Origin of the sequence: Grimontia sp. NTOU-MAR1 (assembly GCF_035758505.1) — a bacterium.
Lineage (GTDB): Bacteria > Pseudomonadota > Gammaproteobacteria > Enterobacterales > Vibrionaceae > Enterovibrio > Enterovibrio marinus.
Genome location: NZ_CP142108.1, coordinates 3069652 through 3082356 on the forward strand (window position 1 = coordinate 3069652; position 12705 = coordinate 3082356).

The 12705-nt window shown below is 48.9% G+C and carries 9 protein-coding genes and 1 pseudogene; 8 read left to right on the forward strand and 2 right to left on the reverse strand.

The window, feature by feature from the left end:
• The first annotated feature begins 16 nt into the window (after nt 1-16).
• The 8 genes from VP504_RS14335 (at nt 17) to VP504_RS14370 (ending at nt 11164) form a co-directional block, all read left to right on the forward strand.
• Entirely contained in the window at nt 17-2845 is a 2829-nt protein-coding gene (locus tag VP504_RS14335) for a M16 family metallopeptidase (protein WP_325891765.1), read from the forward strand.
• Nucleotides 2846-2945: 100 nt separating this feature from the next.
• On the forward strand, nt 2946-4532 hold the full coding sequence (gene gshA / locus VP504_RS14340; protein ID WP_325891766.1) for a glutamate--cysteine ligase: 1587 nt from the start codon (nt 2946-2948) through the stop codon (nt 4530-4532).
• 82 nt (nt 4533-4614) lie between these two features.
• Nucleotides 4615-5223: a transglycosylase SLT domain-containing protein gene (locus VP504_RS14345; RefSeq protein ID WP_325891768.1), complete on the forward strand. Its 609-nt coding sequence runs from the start codon at nt 4615-4617 to the stop codon at nt 5221-5223.
• A 607-nt stretch (nt 5224-5830) separates the two neighbouring features.
• Entirely contained in the window at nt 5831-6877 is a 1047-nt protein-coding gene (locus VP504_RS14350; protein WP_325891770.1) for a LacI family DNA-binding transcriptional regulator, read from the forward strand.
• Nucleotides 6878-6957: 80 nt separating this feature from the next.
• The gene (locus VP504_RS14355) at nt 6958-8202 is read left to right on the forward strand and encodes an ABC transporter substrate-binding protein (protein ID WP_325891771.1); all 1245 of its coding nucleotides are present in this window, start codon (nt 6958-6960) and stop codon (nt 8200-8202) included.
• An 82-nt stretch (nt 8203-8284) separates the two neighbouring features.
• Nucleotides 8285-9190 carry a carbohydrate ABC transporter permease gene (locus VP504_RS14360; RefSeq protein WP_062705656.1) on the forward strand — a complete coding sequence of 302 codons (906 nt, stop codon included), beginning with the start codon at nt 8285-8287 and terminating at the stop codon, nt 9188-9190.
• The gene (locus VP504_RS14365; protein WP_062705654.1) at nt 9177-10058 is read left to right on the forward strand and encodes a carbohydrate ABC transporter permease; all 882 of its coding nucleotides are present in this window, start codon (nt 9177-9179) and stop codon (nt 10056-10058) included. Before VP504_RS14360 ends, VP504_RS14365 begins: the two co-directional genes overlap by 14 nt.
• 5 nt (nt 10059-10063) lie before the next feature.
• Nucleotides 10064-11164 carry an ABC transporter ATP-binding protein gene (locus VP504_RS14370; RefSeq protein ID WP_325891772.1) on the forward strand — a complete coding sequence of 367 codons (1101 nt, stop codon included), beginning with the start codon at nt 10064-10066 and terminating at the stop codon, nt 11162-11164.
• 58 nt (nt 11165-11222) lie between these two features.
• Here the strand turns inward: VP504_RS14370 and VP504_RS25620 are convergent, their stop codons facing one another.
• Entirely contained in the window at nt 11223-11804 is a 582-nt protein-coding gene (locus VP504_RS25620) for a methyl-accepting chemotaxis protein (protein ID WP_442788915.1), read from the reverse strand.
• Nucleotides 11805-12524: pseudogene (locus VP504_RS25625) on the reverse strand (PAS domain-containing protein); the annotation flags it as partial.
• Nucleotides 12525-12705: the final 181 nt, after the last annotated feature.

The window sequence follows — 12705 nt, forward strand, 5'->3', positions numbered from 1 at the left end:
ATAGAAAGGATAGTTAGTGCGTTATTTTATCCTCACTGCCGCTGTATTAGGGCTGTCGGGGTGTGGCGTGTATCAGGCCACTTCCCAGCCTTCACTGCCTGAAGGCATCACGTTTATCGAACAAGAGAAAGCAGGCGAGAACACCCCGTCGATTCCTTATCAAAAATACCAGCTGGACAACGGGCTGACAGTGGTCTTGCATCCGGATGATTCTGATCCTCTGGTGCATGTGGATGTGACATATCATGTCGGCTCCGCGCGTGAAGAACCGGGTAAATCTGGTTTTGCGCATTTCTTCGAGCACATGATGTTCCAAGGTTCGAAGCATGTCGGCGATCAGCAGCATTTCAAGTTTGTCACCGAATCTGGTGGTAGCGTCAATGGCACCACTAACCGTGATCGCACCAACTACTATCAAACTGTGCCTGCCAATGAGCTGGAAAAAATGCTGTGGCTGGAATCGGACAGAATGGGGTTTCTGCTTGAAGCGGTCTCCCAGCGTAAGTTCGAAATCCAGCGTGACACGGTGAAAAACGAACGGGCACAGAACTTTGAAAACCGCCCGTATGGTTTGGTCCATGAAACGCTGGCCGCGGCGCTTTATCCGCCGACTCATCCCTACAGCTGGCCGACGATTGGCTATGTGGAGGATTTGAACGGCGTAGATGTTGACGATTTGAAAGCCTTCTTCTTGCGTTGGTATGGACCGAACAATGCCACGCTAACCATTGGTGGTGATATCGATGTTGAGCAGACACTGAAATGGGTTAACAGGTACTTCGGAAATATCCAGCGCGGACCGGAAGTGAAAGTCGCGGAGAAATGGCCAGTGACTATCGAAGCTGACCGCTTCGTGACGCTCGAAGATAATATTCAGCAGCCAATGCTGGTGATGAGCTGGCCAACTGAATACCCGAGTGCAGACTCCCGGGTGGCGGTAGACATGTTGGGCTCGGTTTTGGGACAGGGGCGCAATAGCCTGTTGTATCAAGATTTGGTGAAGTCAGGTAAAGCCCTGAGTGCCAGTACCTATCAGGATTGTGCAGAGCTTTCCTGTAACTTCCAGCTTTATGTGTTGGGTAACCGCGGACAGAATCTCAGCGAGCTTCGCGGTGACGTGATGAAGGTGCTTGATTCACTCAAAGTGCGCGGCATTAAAGATGACGATCTGGAACAGGTAAAAGGCAGCGCGGAGGCAGGAGCAGTGTTTGGTCTGCAAAGTGTGCAGGGTAAGGTTTCCCAGCTTGCGTCGAATGAAACTTTCTATGGCGACCCAGATCGGCTGGCAAGCTGGCTTGATGAGCTGAATGGCGTGACTACAAAAGACGTAGAAAATGCCTTTAACCGCTTCGTGTGGCAACAGCCTTCGGTGAATGTGTCTGTAGTGCCTAAAGGTCAAAAACGCCTGCAAGCGGCGGAACAGAACTACACAGCCACCCGAGCAGTATCATCGGGTGAATCTGAAAAAATGGCGATGCGTTATACACCAGAAACGTTTGATCGCAGAGTGCCGCCCGCGCCAAACGGTTCTGTATCGGTGAAAGTGCCTGAGCTTTATCACTCCAAACTGGGTAACGGGATTGAAATCTCCGGCGCTGAATCAAACGAAACGCCAACAGTGACTTTGCATCTGGTGCTTCCTGCTGGAAGCCTCATGGAGCCGCAGGGCAAGAATGGATTGGCGTCGCTGACGGCCGATTTGATTTCAGAAGGCAGCACTCATCGAAGCAGCGAAGATATTGCCGCTGAACTGGATCGCCTCGGCTCAAGCATCAGTATCAGTGCGTCATCACGTGGAACCACACTCAGTGTTTCCTCATTGACCAAAAACCTGAGTGAAACCCTGACGCTTGCAGGGGGCATGTTGTTTCATCCACGCTTTGATGACGCTGATTTCGACCGTTTGAAGAAGCAGGCACTGGAAGGTATTCATTTCAGTCACCAAACACCCCAATGGCAGGCCGGGCAGGCAAGACGCGAAGTACTCTATAGTGATCCTTGGCATGCATTGCCGTCTGAAGGAACCAAAGAAACTCTGAGTAGCCTGACGCTCGAAGATGTGAAGCAGTTCTATGCAGACAATTATACGCCGGATAACGCTCGCCTGATTGCGGTCGGTGATATTGATAAGCAAACCTTGCTGTCAAAGATCAACGGATTGAGCCGTTGGAAAGGGGAAAAGGCCACTGTGCCAGCACCGGCTGAACTCAAGCAATATGCTGAGCCTAAAATCTGGCTGGTTGATAAACCGGGTGCGCCACAAAGCATTGTACAGATGGTACGCCACGCTATGCCTTATGACGCAACGGGCGAGATGTTCAAAACCAAGTTAGCGAATTTTAACCTTGCTGGAAATTTTAACTCCCGTCTTAACCTGAATCTCCGTGAAGACAAAGGCTACACTTATGGAGCCAGCGGCTATGTTGTGGGAAACCAGAACACAGGCCGTGTCGTATTTCAGGCGCAAGTGCGCGCAGACAGTACGGTAGATACCATCCGCGAAATGCATAATGAACTCAACGAGATCGCGGCGAGTGGCATAACTGACGATGAGTTGAAGTTTCTGCGACTTGCCGTAGGCCAAAAAGATGCGCTGAGTTATGAAACACCCGGCGATAAAGTAGGTCTTATTGCCAACATGATGCGCTACCAATTGCCATCAGATTACAAAGCGCAACAGAAAAATATTATTGATACAGTTTCAAAAGAAACTCTCAATGCTCTTGCGGCAAAATGGTTCTCACCTGAAGCGTATCAGGTGATTGTTGTAGGAGATGCGGTGTCACTTGAACCTGCACTTTCCACACTGGGACTGCCCGTGAAGCGTTTAGTGGTTGAGAATTAGACGCTAAAATATGGCAGGGAAGCGATGAGTAAAAACAGTGAGATGGCTTTTGGCTAAAAGAGTGATTATGCTTAGCCATCTTACTGCTTTATGACAATAAATGAGTACAGCCTTGACTAGTTTCTCCCAAAGGTTGGAAGCGTTCTCCGCAAACCCGGAAGCGCTTAAAGGCATTGGCCGTGGTGTTGAGCGCGAAGCATTGCGTATCACACCCCAAGGCACGCTGTCCTCCGACGCCCATCCAAAAGCGTTAGGTTCCGCCCTGACTCACCAATGGATCACGACCGACTTCGCAGAGCAGTTGTTGGAATTTATCACGCCGGTTACCTATTCCGTGCCTGAAATGATCTCTCAACTGCAAGATATACACCGATTCACCTATCGCACATTGGGCGAAGAGTCCCTTTGGCCGATGTCTATGCCTTGTTATGTTGGGAACGAAGACGACATCACACTGGCGCAGTACGGCTCTTCAAACGTGGGACGTATGAAGACCCTGTACCGTCAGGGCTTAAAGTACCGCTATGGCAGCGTGATGCAAATCATCTCCGGTGTGCATTTCAACTTCTCGTTCCCAAGCAGTTTCTGGCAGCAGTTGTTTGGCGACCAGACACCATATGCAAGGCAGGAGTCCGTGTCAGATGCGTATTTTAGTCTGATCCGAAACTACTATCGCTTTGGCTGGATGATACCTTACCTGTTTGGTGCATCACCGGCGTTGTGTGGGTCTTTCATTAACAAAACCGAGTCGAAACTGGATTTTAAAGAGGTGGGAAATGGCACCTGTTATCTGCCATACGCAACCTCGCTTCGTCTCAGTGACTTGGGTTACACCAACAATGCACAAAGCAGCCTGAAGATTGGTTTTGATGGTCTAGAGCAATACCTGCAGGGCGTTCGTGCAGCGATAGGTACACCATCAGCAGAATTTGCCAAGATCGGTGTGAAAGACGAAAGTGGCTATCGTCAGCTTAATAGCAACGTGCTCCAGATAGAAAATGAACTGTACGCTCCGATTCGTCCAAAGCGTGTGGCGAAAAGTGGTGAAAAACCCTCTGAAGCGTTAGAGCGCGGCGGTGTTGAATATATCGAAGTACGCTCGCTGGATGTGAATCCGTTCAGCCCGGTGGGCATAGATGACTATCAGGTTTACTTCCTCGACTTATTTATTACCTGGTGCGCGCTTTCAGAATCAGCCCCGATGACAGATTGCGAACTGCAATGCTGGCGTGAAAACTGGAATAAAGTCGTCCTTGAGGGACGTAAGCCTGGCCTGACACTGCAAATTGGCTGCGATGGCGAACAACTGACACAAGCCGAATGGGGGCAAAGGGTATTCGCTGATTTGGGTGAACTGGCAGTTGTGATGGATAAAGCTAACGGTAGTGATAAATATCAGTCTGTTTGCAAAGAGCTGTCAGGCTGGTTCGACAACCCGGATAAAACCCTGTCAGCGAAACTGCTGAAAGATGTACTCGATAATAAAAGCATCGGTAAAGTGGGTCTGGGTATTGCACGCCACAACCAGGTTTGGTTTGCAGAGGGCGACTACCAGACTTTCTCCAAGCAGCAGTTTGAAGCAGAAAGCGAAGCCAGCCTAAAACGTCAGCAAGATGTGGAGCAAGACGACGGTATCAGCTTTGAGCAGTATCTGGCCGAGTATTTTGGTGATAGTGTATCGCTTTAGTACTAGACCTATTTGATATTAAACAGGCTGGTATACCCAGCCTGTTTTTATATGTGCAAACAAAGCGATAGAAAGGACACCCATGCGCGTTTCTCCCAAATGGCTGCTTGTTCTCTGTGCACTGGTATTGACCGGTTGTGCAACACCTCCGCCGAAAAATCCCGATAACCTTTGTAGTATTTTCCGTCAGTATGATGACTGGTACGAAGATGCGGTGGATATGGAAGATGACTGGGGAACGCCTATCCATATCGCCATGGCATTCGTGAAACAGGAAAGTTCCTATGTGCATGATGCCGTACCACCACGAGACTATGTCCTTTGGGTTATCCCATGGGGGCGTTTAAGCAGTGCATATGGGTACGCGCAGGCACAGGATCCAGCTTGGTCTGATTACCAGAAAGCCACTCGAAATGGCGGATCCCGTACTGATTTTGGTGATGCGATGCAGTTTATCGGTTGGTACACCAGTGAGACTCAAAAGCAACTCGGTATTTCCAAGTGGGACGCTTACAACCAGTATCTTGCTTATCACGAGGGACGAGGCGGCTTTAAGCGCGGTACCTATAAGTCCAAGCCGAAAGTGATGCAGGTAGCGAGAAAAGTTGAGCGCCAGGCTCAGACATACGGCGGCCAGTTGAGAAGTTGTCGCGAAGAGCTTGAAGACAGTAGAAGCTGGTGGCCATTCTAGCTGGTTTCATAGAAAGGCCTGTTTCAGATAACCAAAAGCGCCGGATCAGGCGCTTTTTCGCGTTTAGCTAGCCTATAGCTACCCAAATTGAAAAACTCGTAGAACCTCTATTCAGGTTGTCCAAAACCCACTTCGAATTTGCGTTGCCTGCTCGAATCGATATTCGTAATCAGGCGCTTTGAGTTTAATTTCGTGTTTAAACGTATGAGTTTAGCTAGGTGAATTTTCCATAGAAAGACTCAAATACCCATCTTTATGCTGCATAGATTAACGTCGTCGCTGACCATCACCAGACGGACTATCATTGACTGATAAGGCAGAGTGTCGGGCATATCAGAGTTGCTTGATGATACTCAACACACAGGAATCAAGATTATAGCTATTTTGGGTTTTGTCACGTGCCAATAAAATTTCGTGATCTATCCGAGCTAACATGTAAATGATTAATTTAATTTTAACAAATTTGTGATGTTGATCGTGTAAATGCTTTTAATTGGCGCGTTTTTGTTCTATTTTTTCACAAGAATTTCACATGGAAGGTTCCAAAAGCATTTTTGTGGGTGATGAATAAGTTATCTCGATGTTGTGCTTTTTGGATGTGGTGGCTATGAAAGCTAAAGATGGAAAGGGTTTTCCTCAAAAACGTGTCACGATGATTGATGTGGCTAAAGCTGCTGGCGTTTCAAAATCTACAGTTTCATTGGTACTCAATGGCAGTGAGTCAGTCAGTGATGAGAAAAAAAAGCGGGTCAATGAGGCCTGCAGAACCCTAGGCTACGTCTATAACGGCGGGGCTGCTAGCCTGCGTGGCGGGCGTTCTAAAATTGTAGCCATCCTCTCTAACAATCTTACAAGTCCCTATTTCAGCCAAATAATTAAAGGGCTGGAGCCTTACCTTGATGAGCTGGGTTTTATCCCTGTGATTATGGACGTGAACGAGAGTCTGGAACGTCAGAATCAATTTGTTCATGCGCTTCGCGGTCACAATGTGGCTGGCATTATTATCACGCCGGCCCCCGGAACAGACAATCGTTGGATCGATGACATTGTTGCCACTGGTCTTCCTATCATATCAATTATGCGTGAAGTCGAGAACTCACTGTCACCAGCGGTGATGGCAGAAAACCGCTTAGGTACCTATCTGGCGACACGCTCTCTAATAGATTTAGGGCACAAACACATCGCTTTTGTCGGTGGCTTGGAAGCATTTTTTGATCTGAAACTTCGCAGACAAGGCTTCATGGACGCCATGAGTGAGGCTGGCCTAGATGTGCCAGTCGATTACATCCAACAAAGTCCAAGTAGCCGAACTGGCGGGCACAACGCAACTGCTCAGCTATTGTCATTGGCCCCAGAAGTGACGGCCATTGTTTGCTTCACCGACGTCGTGGCTTACGGCGTTTATACCGCTTTACGAGAAGCCGGAAAACAACCGGGTGAAGACATCTCTGTAATTGGATTTGATGATTTGGAAGATTCTCGTTTGATACACCCCAGCCTCTCGACAGTGAGGGTTAAGGGAGAAGATATTGCGCGGGAAGCATGTTACTTGCTGCAACGCTTACTAGCTCAACAACAGACACCTAATAAAATATTAGTCGGTGTTGAGTTGGTTCAGCGACTATCTACGCAGGCACCCAAAAGCTTGTTTTAACAAGCTTTGTGTAGGTAATAGCCGCAAGTTGTTTGGGTACACGGACCTAACGGTCATGTCACGAAACAAACGAGGTAAACATGAAAAATCAACTGGTAATGTCAATGCTATCAGCTGCTGTCGCATTAGGAACGGCGACCTCAGCACAGGCTGAAGATGTAGAAGTGCTGCACTGGTGGACGTCCGGCGGTGAAGCCGCAGCGCTGAATGTGCTTAAGGATGATCTGGCGAGCCAGGGCGTCGGCTGGCAGGACATGCCAGTTGCCGGTGGCGGCGGTGGTAACGCAATGACGGTTCTGCGAGCTCGCGTCACCTCGGGTAATCCTCCTACGGCGGTACAAATGCTGGGTTTTGATATTCAGGATTGGGCTGCGGAAGACGTTGTTGCCAACCTGAATGGGGTGGCTGCAGCAGAAGGCTGGAACACTGTTGTTCCTAATGCACTACAAAACTTTGCTAAATACGACGGCAAGTGGGTATCTGCGCCGGTCAACGTGCACTCGACCAACTGGATTTGGGCCAACAAAAAATTACTGGATAAAGTGGGTGCAAAACAGCCGACCAACTGGGACGAGCTGATTGATGCGCTGGATAAGTTGAAAGCCGCAGGCTATATCCCATTGGCTCATGGTGGTCAGGCTTGGCAGGATGCGACCATCTTTGATGGTGTTGTATTGACGACGGGCGGTATCGATTTCTACCGTAAAGCGATGGTAGATTTAGATCCTGAGGCTCTAGGGTCTGACACTATGGTGAAAATCTTCGACCGGATGTCACAGCTACGTGGCTATGTGGACAAGAACTTCCCGGGTCGCGACTGGAACCTAGCATCAGCCATGGTGATTGAAGACAAAGCAGGTATGCAAATCATGGGTGACTGGGCGAAAGGTGAATTCCTGAAAGCCGGTAAGAAGCCAAATGAAGATTTCCTCTGCTTCCGTATGCCAGGCACCCAGGGTATGGTGACCTTCAACTCTGACCAATTTGTGATGTTCGATGTGGGTGACTCGGATGCGCAGAAAGCGATGGCAAAAGCCATTATGTCTCCGGAATTCCAGTCTGCATTTAACGTGGTGAAAGGGTCAGTGCCAGCACGTACTGATGTGTCCAATGAAGCGTTTGATGCGTGTGGTAAAAAAGGTATGGCGGATCTGGCAGAAGCCAACAAAAACAACACGCTTGTCGGTAGTATGGCCCATGGCCATGCAGCGCCAGCAGCAGTGAAAAACGCGGTCTATGACGTGGTGACTAATCACTTCAATGGCGGAATGGACTCCAAGCAAGCGACGAAAGCACTGGTTGCTGCTGTTCAGGATGCTCAGTAATCCAATGGAAAAGGGGAAGGGCTAACCCCCTTCCCCTTCTTATTCTGCGGATAGTCGTTTCTCGTTGTTTGAAGGATCAACCATGGCTTCACAAGGAAAATACAGTTCACGCCAGTTCTGGCAGCAACTGTTGCCTAAAATTGTTATTGCTCCCTCGTTCGCGCTGATCCTCTTTTTTGTTTATGGCTTTATCGCCTGGACAACCTATATCTCGTTCAGCCGTTCGCGGATGCTGCCGAACTATAACCTCGATGGGGTTCGGCCTTATGAAAAACTCTGGAACAGTCTTAACTGGCAGGTAGCGCTCGAAAACCTCGCCATATTCGGCATTCTCTACATTGTGATTTGCTGTGCTTTGGGGCTGTTGCTGGCGATTTTACTCGATCAGAAAATTCGCATTGAAGGCGGATTACGTCCTATTTTTCTCTACCCTATGGCACTTAGCTTTATCGTGACAGGTACTGCCTGGAAGTGGTTCCTAAACCCAGGTCTTGGGCTGGAAAAAACCATGCATGAACTGGGGTGGGAGAGTTTCAGCTTTGATTGGCTGATTAACCCGGACATGGCGATATACACCGTTGTCATCGCAGGTGTTTGGCAAACCTCGGGCTTCGTGATGGCTATGTTCCTCGCAGGGCTTCGTGGTATCGACAGTGAAATGCTAAAAGCCGCTCAGCTTGATGGTGCATCGTCTTTCCAAATGTATCGCCGCATTATTATCCCTCAGCTCCGGCCAGTATTCTTGAGCGCCTTTATTGTGCTTGCGCACATGGCGATCAAGAGCTATGACCTGGTTATCGCGCTGACTGGCGGTGGCCCAGGAAATGCCACTGCATTGCCTGCCACCTTTATGTACTCGTACACATTCTCACGAAACCAGATGGCTGTAGGTTCAGCGAGTGCCATCATCATGCTGATGACCATTGCAGCGATCATCATCCCTTATCTCTACAGCGAGTTGAAGGAGCCGAAGCATGGACAGCATTGATAACAAATCCCCGTTTCAAGGCGCTAAATTCTGGCGTGTGCTGATTTACACCACGCTCATTGTTTTTGCCTGTATGTACCTGCTTCCTTTGTTTGTAATGATGGTGACATCCTTTAAAGAGCTGGATGAAATCCGTCAAGGGAACATGCTGGCGCTACCGGAGGTGTGGACAGTTGAACCCTGGAAAGCTGCGTGGGGAACTGCGTGTATTGGCCTTACCTGCGAAGGGATCAGTGGTTACTTCGGCAACTCCATTGCTATCACTGTGCCGGGTGTTCTGCTTTCAACCATTCTAGGTGCGCTAAATGGCTATGTACTGACTAAATGGCGTTTTCCCGGTCACAAATGGGTGTTCGGTTTGATGCTGTTTGGCTGTTTCATTCCCTTCCAGGTGGTACTGGTTCCAATGAGTCAGGTACTGGGTACCTTGGGGATAGCGAATACTACACCAGGACTGGTGATGGTACATGTGATCTATGGTTTGGGTTTCACCACGCTGTTTTTCCGCAATTATTACGAAGCGTTTCCTAGTGAGTTGATACGTGCCGCTATGATTGATGGTGCAGGCTTCTTCCGAATGTTCTTCCGTATTCTGCTGCCAAGCTCTGGCCCGATTATTGTGGTAACCATCATCTGGCAGTTCACCAATATTTGGAACGACTTTCTGTTCGGAGCGTCATTTGCATCTGGCGATACTGCGCCGATCACTGTGGCGCTAAACAACCTGGTGAACTCTTCCACGGGTGTAAAGGAATACAACGTGCACATGGCTGGCGCCATGATTGCCGCGCTGCCCACCCTTTTGGTTTATGTCCTGGCCGGTCGCTATTTCGTACGCGGTCTGATGGCTGGCTCAGTAAAAGGATAATGTGAATGGCTTCTTTGACGCTGAATAATGTAAAAAAACGTTTTGGTCATGTTGAGGTATTGAAGGGCATCGACATTGCTATCGATGATGGTGATTTTCTGGTGCTGGTGGGTCCGTCAGGCTGTGGTAAGTCGACTTTGCTTAACATGATTGCAGGTCTCGACAGCATCAGTGATGGGGATGTATCCATTGGTGATGTGGTGATTAACGACCTGCATCCGGCGGACCGTGATATCGCGATGGTATTCCAGTCCTACGCTTTGTACCCGAACATGACCGTCGGTCAGAACATCTCGTTTGGACTTGAAATGCGTAACGTTCCAAAACCGGAGCGTGACCGCAAGATAAATGAAGTCTCTTCCATGCTGCAGATTGAACACCTGCTTAGCCGTAAACCAGGTCAGCTTTCTGGTGGCCAACGCCAACGTGTGGCGATGGGAAGAGCATTAGTACGTGACCCGAAAATCTTCCTGTTTGACGAACCTTTATCGAACCTGGATGCAAAGCTTCGGGTAGATATGCGTACCGAAATCAAACGTCTTCACCAGCGTTTGAATGCAACGATTGTGTATGTGACACACGACCAGATTGAAGCGATGACGCTGGCAACCAAGATTGCGGTCATGAAAGATGGCGAGCTACAGCAACTTGGATCTCCGGCAGAAGTCTACGACAACCCGGCTAATACCTTTGTGGCAACCTTTATGGGGAGTCCGTCCATGAATTTGGTAGATGCCAAAGTGTTAGAAGCTGAGGCAAACCGTACCGTGCTCGAACTAGAAGGGTTTGATGGAGACCATCAATCCATAGCCTTCGAAGTCGGATTTGTGGACCTTGCGGCTTATGTTGGGAAAACCGTGAGTTTGGGTGTGAGACCGGAAGATATTACCGAGCAGGCAGATGGTGAAGGTACATTGCACTGTAAAGTCGATGTAACCGAGCCCACGGGCGCGGACACTTATGTCATCACGTCTCTGGGGGGCAAGGAGGTTGTCGCTCGGATGCCAGCGAATATTTCGCTGAGAGCTGGTGATATGGCGCACCTTGGCTTTAATCCTGAAAAGCTGGTGTTGTTTGATACCGATACTGGTAAGCGAATTCGTTAATGCCTTATAACGCGAATAAAAAACGCTCCCTCGGGAGCGTTTTTTATTGAGGGATTTTTCAGGTTCCGACATTTAGACCAGATACCGTCTGAGCGACGTTTTCTGCCCCGGAACGTATTTCTTCCATCACAGAAGAGGCCTCAGAAATCTGCTGGGTTCCTTTTTCTGCTGCTTCAGACACACTGGACATTTTGTGTGTTGCTTCGGAGGTTAACTCGCGATTTTTCTTTACCACATCAGTGATTTCAGCCGTTGACTGACTGGTACGTGCGGCAAGCTGTCTCACCTCATCGGCGACCACGGCAAAGCCACGCCCCTGGTCGCCCGCCCGCGCGGCCTCGATGGCGGCGTTCAGCGCCAGTAAGTTGGTCTGATCGGCGATGTCACTGATGGTGGAGAGTATAGCTTCAATACTTTTCGATTGCTCGTTGAGCTGCGAGATAGAGGTCGAGGTTTCTAATACCTGCTCCGAAATAGACTGGGAGGTGGTGACGGTCGATGCAAGCACATCAGCGCCTTGTTTGGCGATTTGCGACGTTTCTACTGAGGTGGAATAAGCCACTTCGGCGGCGGAACGGATCGCCTGCTCCTGCTCGACTTTATCAGTAATGTCTGAGGCGAATTTCACTACCCTCACCACCTTGCCCTTGCTGTCGAAAATAGGGTTGTAAGTGGCCCGAAGCCAAAGCACATTGCCCATGGCGTCTCTGCGCTCAAACTGGCCGCTCTTGAAATCACCTTGTGCCAGCTCTCCCCAGAAGTTCGGATTATCCTGATAGAATTGATCGTGGCAGAACATTCGGTGATGTTTACCCTGAATCTGTTCCAGTGAGTAGCCTACCGCACCAAGGAAGTTGGCGTTGGCTTTGATAATGGTCCCATCCGGCTTGAATTCAATGACCGCCAAAGACTTATCCAATGCCTGGATAACGGCGGCTTGGTCATCAAGGCGTTTTTTTTCGAGGGTTATGTCTGCAGCGATTTTCATCACTTCAACGACTTTGCCATTTTCTTTAATTGGGAAGTAAGAGGCTTCAAGCCATAACCTCTCTCCTTTGGCGTTTAACCGAGGAACTGTTCCATTGATGACTTCACCGCTTCGTAAGCGTTCCCAGAATTTTTGATATTCGATGCTTTGTGCGTATTCAGGGTCACAAAGCTCCCTGTGGTGTTTTCCGGCTAATTGCTCGAGTGTAAATCCAACGGCGCCAAGGAAGATATCGTTTGCATGTTTCACAACACCTTCGGGTGTGAAGTGGATTGTCGCGACACTGGAGTTAATGGCATCCAAGATGGCTTGATTGTGCGAAGCATTTGATTTTAGTTCTTCTAGTTGTTTTTTTAGTTTCCCATTAAACATGATTGCGTTCCTTCCTCAGCCAGCACAGACAGTTTGCTTAAAAGTCTCAGTGCTCAATATTGATAAAACACCTCTTTTAAGTTAGTGGATATTTTGACTTGTTGTATCAATATTTGATGAGAGAGTTGAGAGAAGCTTGGTGTCAAAAGAGAAATAAAATAGCCAGCAGTCAGCTGGCTAT